Raw genomic sequence first — 21,582 nt, 5'->3', positions numbered from 1 at the left:
TGGCGCCCCGCGCACGGCGCGCCTCGCCCCTTGCTGGTTATCGGCAGTCCCGGGGCGGGACTGAAGGGTCGGAAACGCCCGGCCTCACCCCTCTTCGGAGGGGGATAGCAGCGCGGCGACCGACTGCATCAGCTGGTCGGGATCGAAAGGCTTGGGCAGAAAGCCGCTGGCGCCGGCGTCCCGCGCCTGGGCACGGATCTGGCCATCGGCCTCGGTCGTCAGCATCAGGATCGGCAGCGCGGCATAGCGCGGCGTGGCGCGCAGGCGGCGGATCAGCGTCAGGCCATCCATGCCGGGCATCACCTGGTCGGTGACCAGCATGCCGAACGGCTGCGCGTCCGGTGCGGCCTGGGCCGCTGCGTGCGCCGCGTCGCCGTCCGCTGCCTCGGCGACGTCGTAACCGCCGGCACGCAGGCAGGCGGCGATCATGCGACGCAGGGAAGGCGAATCGTCGACGACGAGAATGCGTTGAGCTGGCATGGCGGCTACCTCGAAACGGCGGCGGATCGGCCGGACGGTGGCGTGGCGCGATCCGCGTTCTGTGCTGGTCGGCGCCGGCCCGTGCCGGCGCATCGCTGGGGGCGCGGGCCGCGATATCGGCCGGACTCGGCCCCCATACCGCGACGCTGTGCGCCAGCCAGACTTATCGGCGGGAAGGCGCGCTTCCTTTAGCGCAGCGCGCCGCGTTCAGCGGCGCGGGCTGGACAGCAGGTCGGCGAAGCTGCCCGCTTCCATCGGCCGGGCCAGCAGATAGCCCTGCACTTCGTCGCAGCCCATGCGCGCCAGGATGTCGAGCTGGGCCTGCGATTCGACGCCTTCGGCCACCACGCGCATGCGCAGTTCGTGGGCCAGCGCCACCATCGAGCCGACGATGGCACGCCCCTGGGGATCCGACTCCAGACCGCCGATCAGCGTGCGGTCGATCTTGAGCGTGCCGACCCGCAGCCGCTTCAGATAGCCCAGGCTCGAATAGCCGCTGCCGAAGTCGTCCAGCGCGACATGGATGCCGAGCGCCTGCAGTTCGGCCAGCGTCTCCAGCGACTGCGCGATGTCCTTCATCGCCGCGGTCTCGGTGATCTCCAGCGTGATCGCCGACGGGGGAATGTCGTGCTGGTGGATCTGCTCGAGCAGATACTGCGGGAAATCGCGGCTGGCAAAACGCAGCCCTGACACGTTGATCGCAACCGGCACCACCGGCAGACCGGCGTCCTGCCAATCGCGCACCTGCCGGCAGACATTGGCGATGACCCAGTCGTCGAGCTTGTCGATCTGGCCGGACTGCTCGGCCACCATGATGAATTCGGCGGGATTGACGGCGCCCAGCGTCGGATGGCGCCAGCGGCACAGCGCCTCGGCGCCCACCACGGTGTGCGCGTCGACATCGAACTTGGGCTGGTATTCGAGCGACAGGCCGTCGTCCTGGATCGCCAGCCACAGATCGCGGCGGATCACGCGCATGCGGCGCGCGCGTTCCCCCGCCGCGGAATTGAAGGTGCGCACCTGGTTCGAACCCGATTCGCGCGCTTCCGACAAGCTGACCCGCGCCGCCTGAATCAGCGCCTCCGAGCTTTGCGCATCGCGCGGATAGACCGCGATACCGATATTGACGCCGATCTGCATCTGCAGGCCGCGCGCGGTGACGAACTCGGAGATCGACGCCAGTACGCGCGAGCCCAGTTCGTGCGCGCGATTGGAATTGAGCAGCGCCGGCACGCCGACCGCGAACTCGTCGCGGGCCAGGCGGGCCAGGAAATCGTGCGGTTCGAGCGCAGCCTGGGCCAGCACGCTGGCGTCCTGGGCGAGGATGTCGTCGGCACGCACCTCGAACACTTCATCGACCTCGCGGAAGTCGGCGATATGGATCAGCAGCACCGCGCAGCTGGTTTCGGCCAGCCGCGCATGGGCGATCGACTGATCGAGCCAGCGCGCGAACGCGGCGCGATCGGGCACATCGGTCGCCACGCTGTATTCGCCGACCGTCGCCTGGCCGCGCCCCACCGGACGCACGGTCAGCCGGCCCGGCATGCGGCCATTGAGCCGGCGCGCGAGGCGCGCGGGCAAACCCGGCGAGGCGCCGGCGCTGCGCTCGCCACTGCGCTCGCCGTCGGGCTCGCCCGCATCGTGCAGCAGCACATCGCGCTCGCGCAGCGGCGCGCGCTGCCGATTCGACAGCGACAGCAACGCGAAGGCCGCCGTGCCCAGCACGGCAAGCCCGAGGCCGAACCAGGCCGGATGCAGCAGGTTGACCGCGTCGATGCAGGCGGCGCGCGAGGTCGAGCCGCCGCATTGATGGCCGAGTCCGATGCCGGCCGCGGCGATCACGCCCGCGCCGGCGAGCGTGGCCAGCATCGCGGCACCACGCCAGTACGCCAGCGCGCGGCGCAGCCATTGCGCCAGCACGGTGGCGGCGACGCCGCCCGCCAGCGCGGCCACGGCCTGCGACCATTCGACCGAGCCCGGCACCGAGCCGGACAGCAGCACGACCCAGACCGGCAGGCCGACCGACGCCTGCGACATCAGCCCCGCGGTCAGGGCCATCATGCGGCCGGGCCATCCCGCTCCCTCGCGGCCGCGGCCGGCAGCACGAAGGCCAAGGCCAACGACGATGCCGAGCAGGATGGCGAGCAGCAGAACGCTAAAACTCATATCGAAGGGGGCGCTGCGGAATGCGTGTGTGCGGCGCCGTCAGGCTCCGGCCCGCAGGCCGGTGACGGAACGCCCGTGGTATTGCGGAACCGCGTCGAGCGCGGCAGATCGTGGTGCGGGACCGGCAGGCGAACGATGTCCGCCGGGGCCGGCGTCGCACGCGCAGGAGGCAGTCCGCCGCCCGCGCGGCACAGCCCGGGACGTTAGCATAGCCACCGCGCGTAGTGCACGCGGCGTCACCTTATTGCAACGAATGCCGCGCTCGCGGATCGTGCCGCGCCCGGCTTCGCCCGCGCCGGCGGCAAGCCGGGCGGAGACATTCGAGGACGGGGACAGCACAACGCGACGCAAGGACATGGGACGACTCGGATCGATCAGTAGCGGCGGACAGCCCGCCAACATGCCGGGCGACAGCCCATGCTGATGGGATATCGACCGCTGGCGGGGATTACTTGAATCGGGGGATGGCGCTGGCGCACCGTCGGGAATGGCGGAAGCCGACCTCGGAGGGATGGAAACGCGACGGCGGCAAGATCGCATCCGTTTTACCGCGTCATATTGCGCAAAACGAAAGCGACAAACGAAAGTTCGAAAGCGAATGCATCAACAAAAGCACGTGGCAAGGCGGGAATCGGCTGAAACCGGGCAAGGGCGGGCGCCGGCGACAGAACGGCGGCGCAAAAGTTCACGTTGAAAGGTTTCGTGATCGATTTTGTCAAAAATCGGTTTCAAGCTGCGCCAGCATTTGCATCGCTAACCCAGGCCGTTATAATTCATGCCGTTCATCTCGCCCACCCGTTATCTGAGGTCTCAAAATGGCAACCTATCAGGAAATCGTTCAGAAAATCAACGAATTGCAGAAGCAAGCCGAAGAGATCAAGGCACGAGAGCAAGCCGCGGTAATCGACGATATCCGCAAGAAAATCGAAGAATATGGCTTGACCGCGGAAGACCTGGGTTTTGGCAGCAAGGCGGTGCCCAGCAAGAAAACCGCCCGCAAGGTGCCGGTGCGCTACCGCGACAGCGCCGGCAATACCTGGACCGGCCGCGGCAAGCGCCCCGGCTGGCTGACCCAGGCGCTGGCCTCCGGTAAATCGATCGAAGACTTCCTGGTGCGATAAACCCGGGGCCAGCGGAGACGCCCGACGGCGGCTCCGCGCCCCTGGCATCGCACGTCAACGGATTTCTCCGGCCGCCGCGGCGCGATAAAAAACCGGACCACTCGCGGTCCGGTTTTCATGCTCCGGCAGCGCCGGCATCGCCGCCCGCCGAGGCGCTCGGCGGCGAGCGTCTAGCCGGACGAAAGCTCAGGACGCAAACCCCAGCGGATTCATCGACTGCCAGCGCCACGAATCGGCGCACATGCGGTCCAGGTCGTGCCGCGCCTGCCAGCCGAGCAGACGCTGCGCCAATGCCGGATCGGCAAAGCACGACGCAATATCGCCGGGGCGGCGCGCGACGATTTCATACGGAATCGGTTTGCCGCTGGCGCGCCGGTACGCCTCCACCACTTCGAGCACGCTATAACCGCGGCCGGTTCCCAGATTGACGGTCATCCCCTCGCGGCGCTCGTTCAGATAGCGCAGCGCCGCCAGGTGGCCGTCGGCCAGATCGCAGACATGGATGTAGTCGCGCACGCCAGTGCCGTCGGGGGTCGGATAATCGCCGCCGAACACCATCAGGCGCTCACGTCGCCCCGCCGCCACCTGGGCCACATAGGGCATCAGATTGTTCGGCACGCCGCCCGGATCCTCGCCGATCAGGCCGCTTTCGTGGGCCCCGACCGGATTGAAATAGCGCAGATAGGCAATACGCCAGTGCGGATCGGCGCGCTCGAGGTCGCGCAGGATCTGCTCGCCCATCAGCTTGGTCTGGCCGTACGGATTGGTGGCCGACAGCGGAAACTCTTCACGGATCGGCACCGTGTGCGGATTGCCATAGACCGTGGCCGAGGAGCTGAACACCAGCGTCTTGACGCCGGCCCCCTGCATCGCGGCGCACAGCGTCAGCAGGCCGTTCAGATTGTTGTCGTAGTAGGCGAGCGGCTGCGTCACCGATTCGCCGACCGCCTTCAGCGCGGCGAAATGGATCGCACCGCCGATCTTGCGCTCGGCGAACAGCCGATCCAGCAAGGCACGATCGCGCACGTCGCCCTCGACGAACTCCGGCGTCTTGCCGGAGATGGTGGCGATCCGGTCGACCACCACGCGATTGCTATTGGACAGGTTGTCCAGACCGACCACGTCGTAGCCGGCCGCGAGCAGCGCGACCCAGGTATGCGAGGCGATATAGCCGGTGGCACCGGTCAGCAGCAGAGTTTCTGGCATCGTGAACTTTGTCGATTGAGAAGGTGGACGGCGCCGAGCCGCCGCCGTCAGGGGCGTTATGGTAACCCGGCCGCGGCATCGACCCCGGCGGCGGCAAGCTGGCCGCTGCGGGCCTGCCAGGCCGTATAGGCGGCATGCAGCCGCCAGCCGGATTCCAGATCGCGCATGCCCAGATACTGCGCCACGGCCGCCGGCTCGGCGCCGGCTTCGAAGTGCAGCGCGCCATAGGTATTGCGCAGCGTCTGCGGCGAGGCGCGCTCCGTGCGCCCGGCCAGCACGCCGGCCTCGTCCAGCAACTGCTCGACCCGGCGATACAGCGAGGCGGCGTGCAGCGGCCGTCCCGCCGGCTGCGCCGGGAACACCAGGGTGCCCAGGGCGCCGCCCGCCGCGCGTACCGCCAGCCAGGCCAGCAACGGCCGCCGCGCGAAGTCGAATACCGGCGCGCGGTAGCTGCGGCCGTTGTCGGTCCGGGTCAGCCGCAGCTCGCTGGCGTCGGCCGCGACATTGTCGAGCCGCAGCGCGCGCACCTCGCCCACCTTGAGGCCGGCGCCCAGCATCGCCGCGACCACGGCGATATCGCGCGAACGCTTCCAGGCGGTCGGGCTCGGCGTGACATCCGGGTCCGGCAGCGTGACCGGCTCCAGCACCCGCGCTACCACGGCCTCGCGCTCGGCGGGCAGCAGAAAGGGCGTCGGATCGTTATCGCCGTCAGCCAGATGCGCGCGCACCGCCTGGCTGCCAGGGTTGTGCAGGCCCGCCTGCTGCAGCGACAGGTAATGAAAGACGCGCTCGATCAGCCGCGTATAGCGATAGCGATGGCGCTTGTGCAAGCCCTCGGCATCCAGAAAATCGCCGATCTGCCCCGCCGACCACGACAGCGGCGCGACGCCATGCTCGCGCGACCAGCGCAGCAGCTTGCCCCACATCGCGCGGTAGACCACGGCGGTGCCGTGACCGAAGCCATGCACGGCCAGCCAGCTGTCGAAGGCCCGCTCGGGATCGGCGTGCCAATCGGCCAGATTGCCTTCGAACAGATCGCGGCCCGCGGCGGCTGCCGGTCGAGAATCCTTGCTCACCTGCACTCCTGCTGATTCGTTGGGCACATTGTAGACAAGGCGCCACCGCAGGCCGCCGGCGCGGGTGCGGGGCACCGTACGGTAATCGCCCGGCGGAAGCGTCGCAGCACGCAGTCGCAACGGGAACGGCTATTGAAAGCCTGCGGAGGCCGTGCTAACTTTCGTCTCACTATGCAACTGGTTGCATACGCAGTCCGACATTGAAGTCAGCCGTTGACGTCATCCATCCCAACCACTTTCGAACCGAGGCCGCCATGTCCCTTCCCCCGCTCCTGCAACGCCTGCGTCTGCCGGTGGTGTGCTCGCCGCTGTTCATCATCTCCAATCCCGATCTGGTGATCGCGCAGTGCAAGGCCGGCGTGGTCGGCTCCTTCCCGGCGCTCAACGCACGGCCCGCCTCGCTGCTGGAGGAATGGCTGGACCGCATCACCACGGAGCTGGCCGAGCACGATGCCAAACACCCGGACCGCCCCTCGGCGCCGTTCGCCGTCAATCAGATCGTGCACAAGTCGAACGACCGGCTCGAACACGACCTGGAACTGTGCGTCCGCTACAAGGTGCCGATCGTGATCACCTCGCTGGGCGCGCGCGTCGAGGTCAACCAGGCGGTGCACTCGTACGGCGGCATCGTGCTGCACGACATCATCAACAACACGTTCGCCCACAAGGCGATCGACAAGGGCGCGGACGGCCTGATCGCGGTCGCTGCCGGCGCTGGCGGCCATGCCGGCACGCAGTCGCCATTCGCGCTGCTGCACGAAATCCGCGAGTGGTTCGACGGCCCGCTGCTGCTGTCGGGCGCCATCGCCAGCGGCAACGGCATCCTGGCTGCACAGGCCGCGGGCGCGGACCTCGCGTACATCGGCTCGGCCTTCATCGCCACCGAGGAGGCGAATGCCCAGCCGGCCTACAAGCAGATGATCGTGGACAGCACCGCCGGCGATATCGTCTATTCGAACCTGTTCACCGGCGTGCACGGCAACTACCTGCGCCAGAGCATCGTCAACGCCGGCCTCGATCCGGAAGCCCTGCCGGCCTCGGATCCGACCGCGATGAATTTCGGCTCCAACCGCGTCAAACCGTGGAAGGACATCTGGGGCGCCGGCCAGGGCGTCGGCGCGATCAAGCGCGTGGTGCCTGCCGCCGATCTGGTGGACCGCTTCGCCGAGGAATACGCGCTGGCCCGCCGCCGGCTTGGGCTGGCGGAGGCCGGCGCCGGGGTGGGGGTGCGGGACCTGGTGTAAAGGTGTTGCGAAGGGGCGCGTACCGCGCCAGGTTTCGCTGACAAATGTTGTCGTTCGCGCGAATGCAGGAACCCAGTGGTTTTTCCCGGGCGCTGCATTCCCGCTTCTCTGCGCGAACGACATGATCGTCGTTGGAATTTGTCAGCGGACAGGCGTGATTCTCAGCGGGATCTTTTAGGTTCGTATGACTGCGAAGCGGAAAACAGAAGCCAGTTTCGAGATGACATGCAGAATCGGGCGCTCTCTGCGCCGGCAGAGCCAACCCGCACAGGAGAAGTCATGGCCAAATCCGCCGAGCCGAAACAAAAAGATGTCACGCGGTCGCTGAAGCGATGTGCGAGTCCCGCCTTCTGCCTGGACGAATTCATCGCTGGTCTCCAGAAAGAGCAGGAAATCGACCCGACCATCGAATGGAATCCCCCTGTGGGCAGCGAATTCGGGGCGCCCGGAGAGCTTGAAAACCCTCCAGGGAAGAAGCGTTAGTAAGCGTTTCACGGCCGCTGGGGGCCGCTCTCTCTACCGCCTTCCGGCTCCAACAACGGCAACACCGCCATCCCCCACGCCACCCAGTCCTCTTCGTAACGGATCCCGCGCCGCAGCAGCGCGTGCCGCAGCTGTTGCGCGCGGTCCGGTTGCGGGCCGGTGAAATCGCGCTGCTCGATCGCGCGATAGGTGGCCAGCCGCTCCTCGTGCAGCGCGATCATGCGCCGCATCTCGTCGCCCAGTCCGAGCGGGCCGGCCACTGCGTCGGCGCGCAGCTTGACCAGGATCTCGTCGCGCTGGTCCAGCCCCGCCGTCGGCGACAACACCCAGCGCACCAGTTCCTCCCGCCCCGCCGGCAGCACGCGATAGACCTTCTTGCGGCTGCGGGCATCGCCTTCGTCGTCCTGCGCGGCGATCCAGCCGCGTTCGGCCATGCGGCCCAGTTCCCGATAGATCTGCTGGTGCGTGGCATGCCAGAAATAGCCGATCGACTTGTCGAAGCGACGCGCGAGTTCGTAGCCCGACGAGGGCTTCTCCATCAACGAGGTCAGAAGGGCGTGCTGGATCGACATGCGGGCGATGAGGGGGAGCGGAAAAGCGCGCGGCGCAAGTGCGCGCAAAGCGCCAATGGTAGCGCATGGGAGCGGCGCCGAAGCCATCGGCTGGGTCTTGCACCCTATTGCTCGCAATATGACGAATCGAGCCGGTGGCTAGGCCAGAATTAAAAAAGGCGAAATAGCAAATCGGCGGGCGCTGCAATACATTGGAGACAAAGTTGCATCGATCAGGAACAGCCGCCATGCCCGGACCGCACGATCTCGCCGAGGAGCGCGATATCCCCTGGGAAGGCGACGGCCCCTCCGCCGCGGAAGGCCGGACCGCCGCCGGCGCCCAGTCCAGCGCCATCTATTACCGCCTGCCGGATACCCCGGTGGGGCACCACATCAAGGAGTATCCCAGCGGGCTGCGCCAGCTGGTCCGCTTTGTCGGCGTCGAGGAACAGGTGGTCAAGGTCAGCCTGAACTGAGGCGAGGCCCACCGCCAACCCCGATGCCCGCCGCCCGGGCGACCACGCTGCCTGGGCAGACGACGATGTCTCCTCCAGCCCGGGTGGGCCGGAACTCGAGCTCGCTGCCAGTCGCGAGCTTTTTTTTGCCGGCCGACAAAAGAAAAAACCGGCCCGCAGGCCGGCTCATTCCGCCGATGGACCTTGTCGTCCCGCCTTCGCGGGAACGACATGGTGCTCGCCGGGGCGCTATCAGTCCACGGTCGCGCCCGAAGCCTTGACGACCTTCGCCCACTTGGCCGCTTCGGTCTTCATGAACGCCGCCAGTTGCTCCGGCTTCTCGGGATGGGGTTCGGCGCCCTGACCCGCCATCTGCTTCTGCACGTCCGGCATGGCCAGGATCTTGACCACTTCGGCGTTCAGGCGATCGACGATGGGCTTGGGCGTGCCGCCGGTGGCATACAGCGCAAACCACGAGGTCGCTTCATAGCCCGGCACGCCGGCTTCGGCGACGGTCGGCACGTCCGGCAGCGCCGGCGAGCGCTTGGCCGAGGTGACAGCCAGCGGGCGCAGCTTGCCGGCCTTCACGTGCTGGTACGACGACGGCAGGTTGTCGAACATCAGGCCGATCTGGTTGCCCAGCAGGTCGTTGACCGCCGGGGCGCTGCCCTTGTACGGCACGTGCTGGATGTTCAGGCCGGTCATCGAATTGAACAGTTCGCCCGACAGGTGCATCGACGAGCCGTTGCCCGACGAGCCATAGCTGATCTTGTTCGGGTTCGCCTTCACGTAGGCGATCAGCTCCTTGACGCTCTTGGCCGGCACGTTGGGGTTGACCACCACCAGGTTCGGCACCATCGCGACACGGGTGATCGGCGCGAAGTCCTTGACCGGGTCGTACGGCAGCTTCGAGTACAGCGACTGGTTGATCGCGTGGGTACCGATGGTGCCCATGAACAGCGTGTAGCCGTCGCCCTGCGCCTTGGCGGCGAGCGAGGCGCCGATATTGCCGCCCGCACCCGGACGGTTTTCGATCACCACCGGCTGGCCGAGCGCCTTGCCCAGCTGCAGGCCGACGATGCGGGCCAGGATGTCGGTGGTGCCGCCGGCCGAGAACGGCACGATCATCGTGATCGGCTTGGTCGGATAGGCGTCCTGCGCGAACGCAGCGCCGGACACGCCGGCGAAGGTGCCAGCCAGCGCGACGCCGGCGGCCAGCAGGCGGCGGCGCGCCTGCGACGGTTGCGAGTTGAACTTCATCGTATGCTCCAGGGAGTTTCCTCGGTGGCCGTCCATGCGGGCCACGACTTGTAATAGGGGCCGCGCCTAGACCGGTGCGACGCCCAGCGTGGTACCGCCACAGACGTACAGCACCTGTCCGGTGACGAAACCGTTTTCGGGAGAGAGAAAGAACAGCGTGGCGCGGGCCACATCCTCGGGGGTGCCCATGCGCTTGACCGCGATGCTGGCCAGGATGCGCTTCGTTTGTTCGCTGCCTTCGGGGTTGCTGCGGCGGAACAGTTCGGTGGCGATCGGGCCGGGCGCGACTGCATTGACGGTGATGCCGTCGCCGCCGAGCTCCATCGCCAGCGTGCGCGTCATGCCGACCATGCCGGCCTTGGTGGCGGAATACACCACACGCTCGGGCTTGCCCAGTGCCGCGCGCGACGCCATGTTGACGATGCGGCCGAAGCCCGCGGCGCGCATCGCCGGCAGGCACGCCTGCGTCAGCAGCAGGCTCGCCTGCAGATGCAGGCCCACCACGTAATCGAGATCCTCGACGGTCGCGGTATCCGCGGTGCCGGGGCGCGTCGCGCCGGCGTTGTTGACCAGGCGCGTGATGGCGAAACGCGACGTCACCTCGGCAGCCGCCGCACGCGTTGCCGCGGCGTCGGTCAGGTCCGCCTGGAAGAAGGTCATGTTGGGATGCGACCAGCCCGGAGCGGCATAGTCGACATTGACGACGCGGGTCACGCCATCGGCCAGCAGCATCTCGCTGATGGCGCGGCCGATGCCGGAACTGGCACCGGTGACAAGCGTGGCAACGGGAAGGGACATCCGATTACTCCATGCCGGTGTGGAACCGGTACTGGCAAAAATTCATGCAACAACTCAGGCAACCACTCGCCGCCAACCTGGCGACGACCGCATCGAATGCCGGGCGCAGAGAAAACGTGCGGCGGGACCGGCGAGCCAGTCGGCCCCTGCCGCACCAACTGCGTTGGGATCATTCAAAAGCAGCGCTGAGCGTCGGCGCCCGCCATCATCAACGGCAGGCGCGTCGCAAACTTGAGGACAGAGCGGGTGCGCGCGCGTTCAGACGCGCTCGATCACCATCGCGATACCCTGGCCCACGCCGATGCACATCGTGCACAGCGCGAAGCGGCCGCCGGTGCGATGCAGCTGGTACATCGCGGTGGTGACCAGACGCGCGCCGCTCATGCCGAGCGGGTGGCCCAGCGCGATCGCGCCGCCATTCGGGTTGACGCGCGCATCGTCGTCGGCGACGCCGAGCTCGCGCAGCACCGCCAGACCCTGCGCGGCAAACGCTTCGTTCAGCTCGATCACGTCGATCTGGTCCATCGTCATGCCCAGCTGCTTGAGCAGCTTCTGCGTGGCCGGCGCCGGTCCGATGCCCATCACGCGCGGCGCCACGCCGGCGGTGGCCATGCCGACGATGCGGGCCTTCGGCGTCAGGCCGTGCTGGCGCGCGGCGGCTTCGCTGGCGAGCAGCAGCGCGCAGGCGCCGTCATTGACGCCCGATGCGTTGCCGGCGGTCACGGTGCCGTCCGGGCGCACCACGCCCTTGAGCCTGGCCAGCGCTTCCATGCTGGTCGCGCGCGGATGCTCGTCGCGCTCGACGACGATCGGATCGCCCTTCTTCTGGGGAATCGTCACCGGCGTGATTTCCTGCGCCAGCGTGCCGTCGGCCTGCGCGCGCGAGGCCTTTTCCTGGCTGCGCAGCGCCATCAGGTCCTGATCTTCGCGGCTGATCTTGTAGTCGGTGGCGACGTTCTCGGCGGTCTCGGGCATCGAGTCCACGCCGTAGGCCGCGCGCATCGCCGGATTGATGAAGCGCCAGCCGATGGTGGTGTCGAAGATCTGCGCATCGCGCGAGAACGCGCTGGTGGCCTTGCCCATCACGAACGGCGCGCGGCTCATGCTTTCCACGCCGCCGGCGATCATCAGGCCGGCTTCGCCGGCGCGGATCGCGCGCGCGGCGGTACCGGTCGCGTCCATGCCCGAGCCGCACAGGCGGTTGATGGTGGCGCCCGGCACGCTCTGCGGCAGGCCGGCCAGCAGCAGCGACATGCGCGCGACGTTGCGGTTGTCTTCGCCGGCCTGGTTGGCGTTGCCGTAGATCACGTCGTCGATGGCGCTCCAGTCGAGGTTCGGATGGCGCGCCATCAGCGCCTTCAGCGGTACCGCGCCCAGGTCGTCCGCGCGCACCGCGGACAGGCTGCCGCCGTAGCGGCCGATGGGGGTGCGGATCGCGTCGCAGATAAAGGCTTCGGTCATGGTTGTCTCGTCCTTGGTTTCAGTGGTGGCGGCAGCGGTATCGCCGAACGCGATCCGCGGCCATCGGGCTGGGCATCAAGCGGGCTGCGCCTGCTTCAGCGGCACGCCGGTCAGGCGCTGCAGTTCGTCGAACGACAGGCCTTCGACCAGGTCGCGCGCGACCAGGCCGTCGGGGGTCACGTCGATGGTGGCCAGATCGGTGTAGATGCGCGTCACGCAGCCGATGCCGGTCAGAGGATACGTGCATTCGGGCACGATCTTGCTCTCGCCCTGCTTGGTCAGGTGCTCCATCATGACGAACACCTGCTTGGCACCGATCGCCAGATCCATCGCGCCGCCAACGGCCGGGATCGCACCCGGCGCGCCGGTGTGCCAGTTGGCCAGATCGCCGGTTGCCGACACCTGGAAGGCGCCCAGCACGCAGTAGTCCAGATGGCCGCCGCGCATCATCGCGAACGAATCGGCGTGATGGAAATACGAGGCGCCGGGCTTGATGGTGACCGGCTGCTTGCCGGCGTTGATCAGGTCGCCGTCTTCCTCGCCGGGCGCGGGCGCAGGACCCATGCCGAGCAGGCCGTTTTCGCTGTGCAGCAGGATTTCGCGGTCGGCCGGCAGGTGGTTGCCGACCAGGGTGGGCAGGCCGATGCCGAGGTTGACGACGGCACCGTCGGGAATGTCTCGGGCCACGCGGGCGGCCATCTGATCGCGGGTCAGGCGTTGCATATCGATTCTCTCTTCGATGCTGGTTGTCCGCGCGTCAGGCGGCATTGGCCGCGCTGGCGGCAGCGGCATCGGCGTCGACCTTGACGACGCGCTTGACGAACAGGCTCGGCGTCACGATGTGCTCGGGGTCCAGTTCGCCCAGTTCGACCACGCGGCTGACCTGCACGATCGCGCATTTGGCGGCCATCGCCATGATCGGGCCGAAGTTGCGCGCGGTCTTGCGATAGGTCAGGTTGCCCCAGCGGTCGGCGGTGTCCGCCTTGATCAGCGCGAAGTCGGCGTGGATCGGGGTTTCGAACACATAGCCCTGGCCGTCGATGATGCGGGTTTCCTTGCCCTCGGCCAGCGGCGTGCCGTAGGCGGTGCGGGTGAAGAAGCCGCCGATGCCGGCGCCGGCGGCGCGGATGCGCTCGGCGAGGTTGCCCTGCGGCACCAGCTCCAGCTCGATCTGGCCGGCGTGGTACAGCGAATCGAACACGTAGGAATCGACCTGGCGCGGGAACGAGCAGATGATCTTGCGCACGCGCTTGGCCTTGAGCAGCGCGGCCAGGCCGGTTTCGCCGTTGCCTGCGTTGTTGTTCACGATGGTCAGATCGCGCGCACCCTGGGCGATCAGCGCATCGATCAGTTGCGCCGGCATGCCGGCCAGGCCGAAGCCGCCGATCATGATGGTCGCGCCGTCATGGATATCGGCCACCGCCGATTCCACCGAGTCGAAGAGCTTGTTGATCAATTGCGTTCCAGTCGAAATGGCCTGGCCGGACCGGCCGGAGCCCGCCGCCCGATGGTGTTGGGCGGCCGCTGGAAGCGTCGTCTCCGGAGGGGTCTGCCTGGCGTTGGTTCTGGGCGCGCCGCGTTGGCGCGCCCATAAAAGCCCTAGCAGTCAAACCATGGTCCGTCGCGCGGACTCTTGTTGTCGCTTGCGTTCGCTATACGAACTTCAATTCGCAGAATGAACACTGAACGCAGAGGTTACACCTCTGTTGTTGCGGGGTCAAGGCAGGGGTGCCGCGGGGGTGCGGCAGGCTGAAGCGCCGGGAACGCGGTTGATGTCGTCCCCGCGGACGCGGGGACCAGCGGCTTCGTGTTTCGCGCCTACTCGACGCGGAAACCGACCTTCAACGTGACCTGGTAATGCGCGATCTGGCCATTGACGATATGACCGCGCATTTCGACCACCTCGAACCAGTCCATGTTCTTGATGGTCTCCGACGCCTTGGTCAGCGCGCTGCGGATCGCGGCGTCGGTGCCGTCGGGCGAGGTGCCCACGATTTCGACGAGCTTGTAGGTGTGATTGGACATCGCTTGCCTCCAGGGTTGGGCACCAGGGTCCTGGCACCGCAGATCGGATAAACGGTCGGCCGCGTGCACCGACGCGAGTTTCATCATAGGCAGCGGTGGTGCCCCGTTCCACCCGCCTTGCCTTTGCGTCCTCCCGCTGCTAACTTCCCCGCCTTCGCAACGTTTCTATTTCGAATCGTTTTCCGATTGGCTACCGTTTGCCGCGAGCGGCGCGCTCCGCGGCAACGCATTCACGCTGTCTCATGTCATTGGTATTTCGCGCGCCCGCCATCGTCGCCGGCGCCCTGTTGTCCGTTCTGCTGTCCTCTTCGTTCCTCGCGCCCGCCTCGGCGCGCAGCCTTCCCCGCAGCGGCGAATCGCCGATGGCGCTTGCCGACGGCGCGCGCAGCTTCGCCGACGGCGCCAGCTACGCGTTGTGTTTCACGCCCGATGGCGAGAGCTGTCAGGCCATGCTGGTCGACGCGATCCGCAGCGCGCGGCGCAGCGTGCTGGTGCAGGCCTACTCGTTCACCAGCAAGCCGATCGCCGAGGCGCTGATGCAGGCGCGCAAGCGTGGCGTCGATGTGCGGGTGATCCTCGACAAGAGCCAGGTGTCGGAGCGCTATACCAGCGCCACCTTCCTGAAGCACCAGGGCATCGAGGTGGTGATCGACTCGCGCCCCGCCATCGCACACAACAAGGTGATGATCTTCGACGGCGAGGCGGTGTTCACCGGCTCGTTCAACTTCACCAAATCGGCCGAAGAGCGCAACACCGAGAACGGCATCCTGATTCGCGGCGATGCGCGCCTGGTCAAGCGCTACGTCGACAACTGGCAGAGCCGGCATCGGCTTTCGCTGCCGTACTGAATCGTCGAGCGGGCGGCCAGCGAGGCTGTCCAGCGAGGCCGCCATTCCGGCCGCCGCGCCACGATCAATCGTTGTCCTCGGAGGCCGCGCCGCCGCGGCGTCCGCGCGAGCCGTACAGATCGGTTTCCTCGAGCCCGCGTTCGATATCGCTCGCGGCCTGCCGGCCCACCGGCCGGCTGCCGGTGTGCTGGCTTTGATGCGATTCGTCACGCTCGTGCGGCAGGCGGGGCATCGGTTCGCCGCCGCCCTTCTGCGGCAGCGTGCCCGGGTCCGGCCGCGACTTGTCGGCCAGCGGCCCCGGACCTTCGCTGGCCCCCTGGGCGGTACTGTCGCGTATCGTTTCGCCTTGTGGCCGCCCTGCTGCCTGGGCTGGCTGCGGTTCGCGTTCCGGATGCGTGGGTTGCTTCGTCATGCGGTCCTCCGATGATGATGGCGCGCCATGCGGCGCGCGAATGCGGACCTGTGAAGACACGCAAACGTCATACCCGCGCCCGCCGTGCCAAACCGACGCGATACGCATTCATGCTGCGGCGCGGTGGCACGCCCATTGCACGGCACCAAGGCGCGGCATTTCGCCGCTGATGGAGACCAGCAATGAAACAGCAACAGCAACCGCAGGCGCAGCAAGGCGGCACCGAAAAGGGTGGCATGGGCCAGGGTGGCCAATCGTCTCAGCAGCATCAGCAAAGCGGCGGCCAGACCGGCCAGCAGGGCGGCATGGGCCAAGGCGGCCAGGGCGGTCAGCAACAGCAAGGCGGTCGCCAGAGCGGCCAGCAGGGCGGCATGGGCCAGACCGAAGGCGGCATGGGCGGCACGGCCGGCCAGCCGCAGCAAGGCGGCGGCCAGAGCGGTCAGCAAGGCGGCATGGGCCAGGGCGGCCAGGGCGGTCAGTCGCAGCAAGGCGGCAAGCAGAGCGGCCAGCAAGGCGGCATGGGCGGCCAGAGTGGCGGCGGCCAGCAGCAACAGCAGTCCGGCACCAGCGGGCAGCCTGGCCAGCAGTCGTCGCAAGGCGGCCAGTCGGGCCAGAACCGCGAGCGGTAAATGCCAACCATCGGCTGACACCGGGGATGCCAGCCCCGCCAACGCGGGAATCCCAGCGCTTGCAAAAGCACTGGGGCCCCGCAGCCGCGGGGACGACAAGGTCTGTCAGCCGGTTAGGGGGCGCGTGTGCGCCCCTTTTTCTTGTCCCTCCCGTTCCCTTCTTACGAAGCGTGAAAAATCGCCACCCTGTCGCCGTGGCTGTGGTCATTCGCTGACAACGCAATCCGCCGAATGCCGAGGCCAGGCCGGGCGCCAAGCCGACGCGTGCGGTGCCCCCGCACCGCTACGCTGCAAGCAAGGACGCGAGAATGGCGCCGCCTCGCCGCAATGAACGAGCGCGGCATCGCGTTTTCCATATCAGGGGAGCGAACGATGCAAGGCAAGACGACATCCCTGCGCGAGGCCGCGCAGAAATGGCTGCCGCTGTCCGGCAGTCACCCGTGCCGTGTCACGCGTTTCGGCCATACCGGCAGCCGACGCGTGCCGTATGCGTGCATCGGCTTCGAGCGCGCGGGCAAACGGTTGTCGATCGTGTTCTTCCGGCATCGCGACGGCTCGTGGTACGTGTTTCCGCCATGGCGATAGACCGCTTCCTCCGATGCCACCGCGACGACGACCTCGCTGAAACGACAAGAGCGCGACGGGCCTGACCCGTCGCGCTCCTGGCTGTCCCCGGTATCGAATTCAATGCAGCCTGTCGATCAGCCTCCGTCGAGGAACTGGCTGCGCTTGCCGACGCGCGACCCCAGCGTCGACAGATCGTGATAGTGCGTGTCGTGGTTCTCCATGCGGGCGTCGTAGCTGCCGCTCATCGGCATCGGCTGCGTGCCCGCCGGCGCCAGATACTGCTGCGTCGGCTGATTGGTGCCCTGCGTGTACGGATCGAACTTGTCGCCGACGCGTGCGCCGCTGCTGTACGGATCGCGCGTGCCAGCCGCGGCCGGATTCGCCGGATCGTATTGTCCCGGCGGCGCAGTGCCCGGCGCGGTGCCCGTGGCGGCGCCGCGGTCGCCCGGCACCTGTGCCAGTGCCACGCAGGAACCGGTCAACGCCAGCGCGGCGAGGGCGGTGCGTACGAGGTGGTGTTTCGCCATGTTATTCACTCCTGAGACTGGCCTATGCATGCCGCGACGGCGCCCGCTAGTGCGGCACGCTGACGACGATGCAAGGCCGGGTTCGTGAACAGGCCCTGCCGGTCACCGCGTCGCGGCGGCCCGTTAAGCGCCGGCACGACGATGCCCCCGCGCAGGACCCGGCCTACGGTGCCGATCACGCGAAACGCATGCCAGAAACACGACGCCTTGCCGGCCGGATCTGCGTGCTCGACCGCGGGCCACGGTGAGGCAAGGGTTCGCGGCGTCCGCCGACGTTGCGGCTGCGGCGAGACGTGGGCACACCGTCCTGCACCGCCGCGCCATGCGTCGGCCTCGTACTTTTTACTCGGCCATGCAGGATGTGCACGGCGTTGTCTGTGCGGCAGCGCGCATAACCGGCAGCGTGTCCCGTGGCATCGAAAGACGGCGGCAATGGCCCACCGCGATCGCGACATATCGGCCGATCGTTCGGCGCCGTTGTCGGATGTAGGACGGTGGCCGATGGATCGCCGCATTGCGATTGCCTATAAGCGAAGTGACAACACAAAGTGACAACGCAAAGTGACAGCGCGAAATCACCGCGTGTCATGACAGCGCGTCATGACAGCGAATGAAGGTGCCGCGCTCCGGCGCAGGACCACGGCCACGCAATTCCGCGTGTCCCGATCGAGGAGCGGCCGCAATGGCGACAAAGCGAGCAGCGAAGCAGCCGGCAAAGGCCGCAACCAGGCGGACCGGCAAAGACAACCCGCCGCCAGCGGCAGGGGCGGCAAAGCGTGCGAGCACACGTTCGCGCGCCGCGCGTCCCGGCGCACCGAGCGCGGCCCGCGGCGCGAACCCCGACCCGCTGCAGCGCTATCGCACCATGCGCGACTTCGGCACGACGGCGGAACCGGCCGGCAGAACGGCACGCAAACGCGCGGCCGCGGCCCCCAGCGAAGCGCTGTCCTTTGTCGTGCAGAAACACGCGGCGCGCCGCCTGCATTACGATTTCCGCCTCGAGCTCGACGGCACGTTGAAGAGCTGGGCCATTCCGAAGGGTCCGAGCCTGGATCCGGCCGACAAACGGATGAGCGTCCATGTCGAGGACCACCCGCTGGAGTATGCAAGCTTCGAAGGCGTGATCCCCGAAAAGCAGTACGGCGCCGGCACGGTGATTGTCTGGGACCGCGGTACCTGGGTGCCGATCGGCGATCCGCGCGAGGGCTATCGCGACGGCAAGCTCAAGTTCGAACTGCATGGCGAGAAACTCCATGGCGCCTGGACGCTGGTGCGCATGCGCGGCCGTGACGAGCGGCAGGAGCCGTGGCTGCTGATCAAGGAGCGGGACGACGCGGCCCGGCCGGCGGCCGAGTTCGACATCACCGAAGCGATGCCGGACAGCGTGCTCGGCGGCGGTGCGCTCGCCGCCGATGGCAGCATGGCGCCCAAGGCATCGAAGAGGACAGCAACGAAGAGCGCCACGAAGGCCGCGACGAAGGCGGCCACGAAGGCCGCCTCGGCTAAAAAGCCCGCCGGCAGGAAACAGCCGGCGGCCAGCGCCATCAAGCTGCCGGACGGCGCGCGCCGCGCCGCGCTGCCGCTGACGCTGTCGCCCCAGTTGGCAACGCTGGTGCAAGGGCCGCCCGCCGATGCGCAGAACTGGGTCTACGAGGTCAAGTTCGACGGCTACCGCGTGCTGGCCCGCATCGAGGATGGCGACGTCAAGCTGTTCACGCGCAACGGCCACGACTGGACCTCCAGGCTCAAGACGCTGGCGCGGGAGCTGGGCACGCTGAATCTGCCGTCTGCCTGGCTCGACGGCGAAATCGTCATCGTCGACAAGGATGGCAGCACCGACTTTCAGTCGCTGCAGAATGCCTTCGACAGCGACCGCACCGACGCCATCCAGTACTTCGTCTTCGACCTGCCCTACTTCGCCGGACACGATCTGCGGCAGGCCGCGCTGATCGAGCGTCGCGACCTGCTGCGCCGGGTGTTCGAAGAACACAATGTGTCGGCGCATCTGCGCTTCAGCGAGAGCTTCGAAGCGGGACCGGAGGAAATCCTCAGCGCGGCCTGCCGGCTTCGGCTCGAGGGGCTGATCGGCAAGCGCATCGATGCGCCGTATGTCTCGGCCCGCTCGCCTGGCTGGATCAAGCTCAAATGCAGCGAGCGGCAGGAGTTCGTGATCGGCGGCTTTACCGAGCCCAAGGGCACGCGCAACGGCCTCGGCGCGCTGCTGCTGGGCATTCACGACGAGTCGGGCCGGCTGGTCTATGCCGGCAAGGTCGGCACCGGCTTCGATACGCAGACGCTCGATACGATTCGGGCCAAGCTCGACGCCCTGCGCACCGATGCCTCGCCGTTCGACAAGATGCCGGCGATCGCCAAGGGGGTCAAAGGCGTTTGGGTACGGCCCAAGGCGGTCGCCGAGGTCTCGTTCGGCTCGTGGACCCGCGACGGTCTGATCCGCCATGCGGTGTTCCATGGCCTGCGGTCGGACAAGAGCGCCAGCGCGATCGGCAAGGAGAAGGCGATGCCCGCGCCAGGAAAGAGCGCCAGCCAGGCGAAATCGCAAAAGGCCGGAGGCAAAGGCGACGACAAACCGGCCAGGTCGGGCAGGACAACCGGCAACGCCGACAAGGCGGATGCAGCCGACGCGTCGCCGGCAGCCAAGCCGGCCGCGAAAACCAAAGCCACCAAAGCCGCATCCGGCCGCGAGCAGATCGGCAACGTCCGCGTCAGCCATGCCGACCGCGTCATCGATCCGTCGACCGGCGCGACCAAGGGCGATCTGGTGCGCTACTACGAGGCGGTCGCGCCGCGCATGCTGCCCGAACTGCGCGGCCGCCCGCTGGCGGTGCTGCGCGGCCCCTCCGGCGTCGGCGGCGAACTGTTTTTCCAGAAGCATGCGGAGACCTTCAATATCGCCGGCGTCAACCGGCTCGACCCGTCGCTATGGCCGGGCCATCCGCCGATGATCGAGGTCGCCAGCGAAACGGGCATCGTCGCCGCGGCGCAGCTCAACGTGATCGAGTTCCACACCTGGAACGCCGACAAGCGCCAGATCGAAAAGCCCGATCGCGTGATCTTCGATCTGGACCCCGGCGAAGGCGTGCCATGGAAGCATGTGGTCGAGGCCGCCGCGCTGACCAAGGGCATGCTCGACGAACTCGGGCTGACGGCCTTTCTGAAGACCAGCGGCGGCAAGGGGCTGCACGTGGTGGTGCCGATCGCACGCCGGCTCGGCTGGGACGAGGTCAAGGACTTTGCGCAGGCGCTGGTCGTCCATATGGCGAAGACCATCCCGCAACGCTTCGTCTCCAAGAGCGGTCCACGCAACCGCGTCGGCAAAATTTTCATCGACTACCTGCGCAACGGGCGCGGCGCCACCACCGTGGCCGCCTTCTCGGCGCGGGCGCGGCCGGGTCTGGGCGTGTCGATTCCCTGCAGCTGGGACGAACTGCCATCGCTGCGCTCGGGCGCGCAGTGGACCATCGCCAATGCCCTGCCGCGCATCGAAGAAACCGAGCACGCCGACCCCTGGGCCGATTACGGCAGCACCCGGCAGACGCTGACCGCGGCGATCCGGCGCCTCGGCGACGGCTGAAGCCACCGGCCCGGCGCGTCCGCCGCCGTGCTGCCTCGGCCGAGCACCATGCGGCCGATCCGTGTCGGACAAACGAGGGCATGGTTCTTGCCACTTCGGACACATGCGTCCGCGCCTTCCGGCGACGGACGCGTGACGAAACGACGACGCAAGCACGAACCGGGAGCCACCATGACAACCCCTCGGACCACGATCCGCATTGCCCACTATGCCGCCCTGGCGCTGATGACGGCGCTCGTCTGGGCGCCCGCCCAGGCCCGCCTGCCGGCCCCCAGCGCCGACCAGCAGCGCGCGGCCGACGAACGCAAGGCCAAGGAGGCCGAAGTCGCCAAACAGCAGGCCGACGCGCTGGCACGCGTGCAGGACCAGATCGCCGCCCGTTTCGGCAAGGGCGCGCAGCCCTCCGGCACCACGCCGCCCAGCGAGGTGTCGCAGAAGGCGGCCGAGGTTCGGCCGAGCGGTCCGCATGGCGGCACCGCGCCGAGCGCGGAAGCCCACTCCGGCCAGGCACAGCGTCGCTGAAGCCACTTCGTCGGGCGGATTTCCGCCCAAAAGTGGCTTTGCATCAACTACAAGCGTTGGAGAGCTAGATTGGTAATTATTACAAACCGCGTCGGCAGCGGGGTCGCGCCGAACGCAAAAACCGACCTGCCGCCCCCTGTCCGCATCGCGTGCCTGCCC

General features: G+C 67.7%; 22 protein-coding genes. 9 read left to right on the top strand and 13 right to left on the bottom strand.

Going from position 1 to position 21,582, the window contains the following annotated elements:
* Positions 1 to 84 precede the first annotated feature (84 nt).
* Complete coding sequence (locus J5T34_RS17300; RefSeq protein WP_208581146.1) at positions 85 to 480, bottom strand: response regulator; 396 nt, start codon at positions 478 to 480, stop codon at positions 85 to 87.
* Positions 481 to 687: 207 nt separating this feature from the next.
* On the bottom strand, positions 688 to 2,646 hold the full coding sequence (locus tag J5T34_RS17295; protein ID WP_208581144.1) for a putative bifunctional diguanylate cyclase/phosphodiesterase: 1,959 nt from the start codon (positions 2,644 to 2,646) through the stop codon (positions 688 to 690).
* An 815-nt stretch (positions 2,647 to 3,461) separates the two neighbouring features.
* On the opposite strand from J5T34_RS17295, the gene J5T34_RS17290 reads away from it, so the two are divergent.
* Complete coding sequence (locus tag J5T34_RS17290) at positions 3,462 to 3,767, top strand: H-NS family nucleoid-associated regulatory protein (RefSeq protein ID WP_174106426.1); 306 nt, start codon at positions 3,462 to 3,464, stop codon at positions 3,765 to 3,767.
* Positions 3,768 to 3,953: 186 nt separating this feature from the next.
* Here J5T34_RS17290 and galE read toward each other — a convergent pair whose 3' ends face one another.
* Together galE and J5T34_RS17280 are read right to left on the bottom strand one after the other, a co-directional pair.
* On the bottom strand, positions 3,954 to 4,973 hold the full coding sequence (gene galE, locus J5T34_RS17285) for a UDP-glucose 4-epimerase GalE (RefSeq protein ID WP_208581142.1): 1,020 nt from the start codon (positions 4,971 to 4,973) through the stop codon (positions 3,954 to 3,956).
* A gap of 56 nt (positions 4,974 to 5,029) precedes the next feature.
* Positions 5,030 to 6,049, bottom strand: a complete 1,020-nt coding sequence (locus J5T34_RS17280) for a tyrosine-type recombinase/integrase (RefSeq protein WP_208581140.1) — start codon at positions 6,047 to 6,049, stop codon at positions 5,030 to 5,032.
* A gap of 254 nt (positions 6,050 to 6,303) precedes the next feature.
* Between J5T34_RS17280 and J5T34_RS17275 the strand changes: the two genes are divergently transcribed.
* Both J5T34_RS17275 and J5T34_RS17270 read left to right on the top strand, forming a co-directional pair.
* Entirely contained in the window at positions 6,304 to 7,293 is a 990-nt protein-coding gene (locus J5T34_RS17275) for an NAD(P)H-dependent flavin oxidoreductase (RefSeq protein ID WP_208581138.1), read from the top strand.
* Positions 7,294 to 7,572: 279 nt separating this feature from the next.
* The gene (locus tag J5T34_RS17270) at positions 7,573 to 7,776 is read left to right on the top strand and encodes a hypothetical protein (protein WP_208581136.1); all 204 of its coding nucleotides are present in this window, start codon (positions 7,573 to 7,575) and stop codon (positions 7,774 to 7,776) included.
* An 8-nt stretch (positions 7,777 to 7,784) separates the two neighbouring features.
* Here J5T34_RS17270 and J5T34_RS17265 read toward each other — a convergent pair whose 3' ends face one another.
* On the bottom strand, positions 7,785 to 8,348 hold the full coding sequence (locus J5T34_RS17265) for a PadR family transcriptional regulator (RefSeq protein ID WP_208581134.1): 564 nt from the start codon (positions 8,346 to 8,348) through the stop codon (positions 7,785 to 7,787).
* A 227-nt stretch (positions 8,349 to 8,575) separates the two neighbouring features.
* Between J5T34_RS17265 and J5T34_RS17260 the strand changes: the two genes are divergently transcribed.
* Positions 8,576 to 8,803, top strand: a complete 228-nt coding sequence (locus J5T34_RS17260; protein WP_208581132.1) for a hypothetical protein — start codon at positions 8,576 to 8,578, stop codon at positions 8,801 to 8,803.
* A gap of 231 nt (positions 8,804 to 9,034) precedes the next feature.
* Here J5T34_RS17260 and J5T34_RS17255 read toward each other — a convergent pair whose 3' ends face one another.
* From J5T34_RS17255 to J5T34_RS17230, 6 genes are all read right to left on the bottom strand, one after another.
* A complete protein-coding gene (locus tag J5T34_RS17255) occupies positions 9,035 to 10,042 on the bottom strand; it encodes a Bug family tripartite tricarboxylate transporter substrate binding protein (RefSeq protein WP_174106431.1) in 1,008 nt (335 codons plus the stop codon).
* 66 nt (positions 10,043 to 10,108) lie between these two features.
* The gene (locus tag J5T34_RS17250) at positions 10,109 to 10,840 is read right to left on the bottom strand and encodes an SDR family NAD(P)-dependent oxidoreductase (RefSeq protein ID WP_149320200.1); all 732 of its coding nucleotides are present in this window, start codon (positions 10,838 to 10,840) and stop codon (positions 10,109 to 10,111) included.
* Positions 10,841 to 11,098: 258 nt separating this feature from the next.
* Positions 11,099 to 12,301: a 3-oxoadipyl-CoA thiolase gene (gene pcaF / locus J5T34_RS17245; RefSeq protein ID WP_208581130.1), complete on the bottom strand. Its 1,203-nt coding sequence runs from the start codon at positions 12,299 to 12,301 to the stop codon at positions 11,099 to 11,101.
* A gap of 75 nt (positions 12,302 to 12,376) precedes the next feature.
* A complete protein-coding gene (locus J5T34_RS17240) occupies positions 12,377 to 13,024 on the bottom strand; it encodes a CoA transferase subunit B (RefSeq protein ID WP_149320197.1) in 648 nt (215 codons plus the stop codon).
* Between the two features lie 34 nt (positions 13,025 to 13,058).
* The gene (locus tag J5T34_RS17235; RefSeq protein ID WP_208581128.1) at positions 13,059 to 13,757 is read right to left on the bottom strand and encodes a 3-oxoacid CoA-transferase subunit A; all 699 of its coding nucleotides are present in this window, start codon (positions 13,755 to 13,757) and stop codon (positions 13,059 to 13,061) included.
* Positions 13,758 to 14,119: 362 nt separating this feature from the next.
* Positions 14,120 to 14,326 (bottom strand): dodecin, encoded by a 207-nt coding sequence (locus J5T34_RS17230; RefSeq protein WP_174106435.1) that lies wholly within the window; start codon positions 14,324 to 14,326, stop codon positions 14,120 to 14,122.
* 242 nt (positions 14,327 to 14,568) lie between these two features.
* Between J5T34_RS17230 and J5T34_RS17225 the strand changes: the two genes are divergently transcribed.
* Positions 14,569 to 15,174, top strand: a complete 606-nt coding sequence (locus tag J5T34_RS17225; RefSeq protein ID WP_208581127.1) for a phospholipase D family protein — start codon at positions 14,569 to 14,571, stop codon at positions 15,172 to 15,174.
* Positions 15,175 to 15,238: 64 nt separating this feature from the next.
* Here J5T34_RS17225 and J5T34_RS17220 read toward each other — a convergent pair whose 3' ends face one another.
* Positions 15,239 to 15,586, bottom strand: coding sequence for a hypothetical protein (locus J5T34_RS17220; protein WP_208581125.1), 348 nt, complete (start codon positions 15,584 to 15,586; stop codon positions 15,239 to 15,241).
* Positions 15,587 to 15,768: 182 nt separating this feature from the next.
* On the opposite strand from J5T34_RS17220, the gene J5T34_RS17215 reads away from it, so the two are divergent.
* Both J5T34_RS17215 and J5T34_RS17210 read left to right on the top strand, forming a co-directional pair.
* On the top strand, positions 15,769 to 16,215 hold the full coding sequence (locus J5T34_RS17215; RefSeq protein WP_208581123.1) for a hypothetical protein: 447 nt from the start codon (positions 15,769 to 15,771) through the stop codon (positions 16,213 to 16,215).
* A 372-nt stretch (positions 16,216 to 16,587) separates the two neighbouring features.
* Positions 16,588 to 16,800 (top strand): hypothetical protein, encoded by a 213-nt coding sequence (locus J5T34_RS17210; protein WP_208581121.1) that lies wholly within the window; start codon positions 16,588 to 16,590, stop codon positions 16,798 to 16,800.
* Positions 16,801 to 16,916: 116 nt separating this feature from the next.
* Here J5T34_RS17210 and J5T34_RS17205 read toward each other — a convergent pair whose 3' ends face one another.
* On the bottom strand, positions 16,917 to 17,309 hold the full coding sequence (locus J5T34_RS17205; protein ID WP_208581119.1) for an endonuclease: 393 nt from the start codon (positions 17,307 to 17,309) through the stop codon (positions 16,917 to 16,919).
* Between the two features lie 682 nt (positions 17,310 to 17,991).
* Here J5T34_RS17205 and ligD point away from each other — a divergent pair.
* Both ligD and J5T34_RS17195 read left to right on the top strand, forming a co-directional pair.
* Complete coding sequence (ligD, locus tag J5T34_RS17200; protein WP_208581117.1) at positions 17,992 to 20,901, top strand: DNA ligase D; 2,910 nt, start codon at positions 17,992 to 17,994, stop codon at positions 20,899 to 20,901.
* 171 nt (positions 20,902 to 21,072) lie between these two features.
* A complete protein-coding gene (locus J5T34_RS17195; RefSeq protein ID WP_208581115.1) occupies positions 21,073 to 21,423 on the top strand; it encodes a hypothetical protein in 351 nt (116 codons plus the stop codon).
* Positions 21,424 to 21,582: the final 159 nt, after the last annotated feature.

The organism is Cupriavidus gilardii (assembly GCF_017598945.1).
GTDB classification, from domain to species: domain Bacteria; phylum Pseudomonadota; class Gammaproteobacteria; order Burkholderiales; family Burkholderiaceae; genus Cupriavidus; species Cupriavidus gilardii_E.
Note: the sequence above shows the minus strand (reverse complement) of the source record. Positions and strands in the feature narration are given on the sequence as shown.

Excerpts from the sequence above, each read along its gene's own strand:
- J5T34_RS17240 (WP_149320197.1), bottom strand. The coding sequence starts at position 13,024 with ATGCAACGCCTGACCCGCGATCAGATGGCCGCCCGCGTGGCCCGAGAC.
- J5T34_RS17265 (WP_208581134.1), bottom strand. The coding sequence starts at position 8,348 with ATGTCGATCCAGCACGCCCTTCTGACCTCGTTGATGGAGAAGCCCTCG.
- pcaF (WP_208581130.1), bottom strand. The coding sequence starts at position 12,301 with ATGACCGAAGCCTTTATCTGCGACGCGATCCGCACCCCCATCGGCCGC.
- J5T34_RS17220 (WP_208581125.1), bottom strand. The coding sequence starts at position 15,586 with ATGACGAAGCAACCCACGCATCCGGAACGCGAACCGCAGCCAGCCCAG.
- J5T34_RS17250 (WP_149320200.1), bottom strand. The coding sequence starts at position 10,840 with ATGTCCCTTCCCGTTGCCACGCTTGTCACCGGTGCCAGTTCCGGCATC.
- J5T34_RS17225 (WP_208581127.1), top strand. The coding sequence starts at position 14,569 with ATGTCATTGGTATTTCGCGCGCCCGCCATCGTCGCCGGCGCCCTGTTG.
- J5T34_RS17300 (WP_208581146.1), bottom strand. The coding sequence starts at position 480 with ATGCCAGCTCAACGCATTCTCGTCGTCGACGATTCGCCTTCCCTGCGT.
- ligD (WP_208581117.1), top strand. The coding sequence starts at position 17,992 with ATGGCGACAAAGCGAGCAGCGAAGCAGCCGGCAAAGGCCGCAACCAGG.
- J5T34_RS17260 (WP_208581132.1), top strand. The coding sequence starts at position 8,576 with ATGCCCGGACCGCACGATCTCGCCGAGGAGCGCGATATCCCCTGGGAA.
- J5T34_RS17270 (WP_208581136.1), top strand. The coding sequence starts at position 7,573 with ATGGCCAAATCCGCCGAGCCGAAACAAAAAGATGTCACGCGGTCGCTG.
- galE (WP_208581142.1), bottom strand. The coding sequence starts at position 4,973 with ATGCCAGAAACTCTGCTGCTGACCGGTGCCACCGGCTATATCGCCTCG.
- J5T34_RS17290 (WP_174106426.1), top strand. The coding sequence starts at position 3,462 with ATGGCAACCTATCAGGAAATCGTTCAGAAAATCAACGAATTGCAGAAG.
- J5T34_RS17230 (WP_174106435.1), bottom strand. The coding sequence starts at position 14,326 with ATGTCCAATCACACCTACAAGCTCGTCGAAATCGTGGGCACCTCGCCC.
- J5T34_RS17275 (WP_208581138.1), top strand. The coding sequence starts at position 6,304 with ATGTCCCTTCCCCCGCTCCTGCAACGCCTGCGTCTGCCGGTGGTGTGC.
- J5T34_RS17205 (WP_208581119.1), bottom strand. The coding sequence starts at position 17,309 with ATGGCGAAACACCACCTCGTACGCACCGCCCTCGCCGCGCTGGCGTTG.
- J5T34_RS17295 (WP_208581144.1), bottom strand. The coding sequence starts at position 2,646 with ATGAGTTTTAGCGTTCTGCTGCTCGCCATCCTGCTCGGCATCGTCGTT.
- J5T34_RS17195 (WP_208581115.1), top strand. The coding sequence starts at position 21,073 with ATGACAACCCCTCGGACCACGATCCGCATTGCCCACTATGCCGCCCTG.
- J5T34_RS17210 (WP_208581121.1), top strand. The coding sequence starts at position 16,588 with ATGCAAGGCAAGACGACATCCCTGCGCGAGGCCGCGCAGAAATGGCTG.
- J5T34_RS17255 (WP_174106431.1), bottom strand. The coding sequence starts at position 10,042 with ATGAAGTTCAACTCGCAACCGTCGCAGGCGCGCCGCCGCCTGCTGGCC.
- J5T34_RS17215 (WP_208581123.1), top strand. The coding sequence starts at position 15,769 with ATGAAACAGCAACAGCAACCGCAGGCGCAGCAAGGCGGCACCGAAAAG.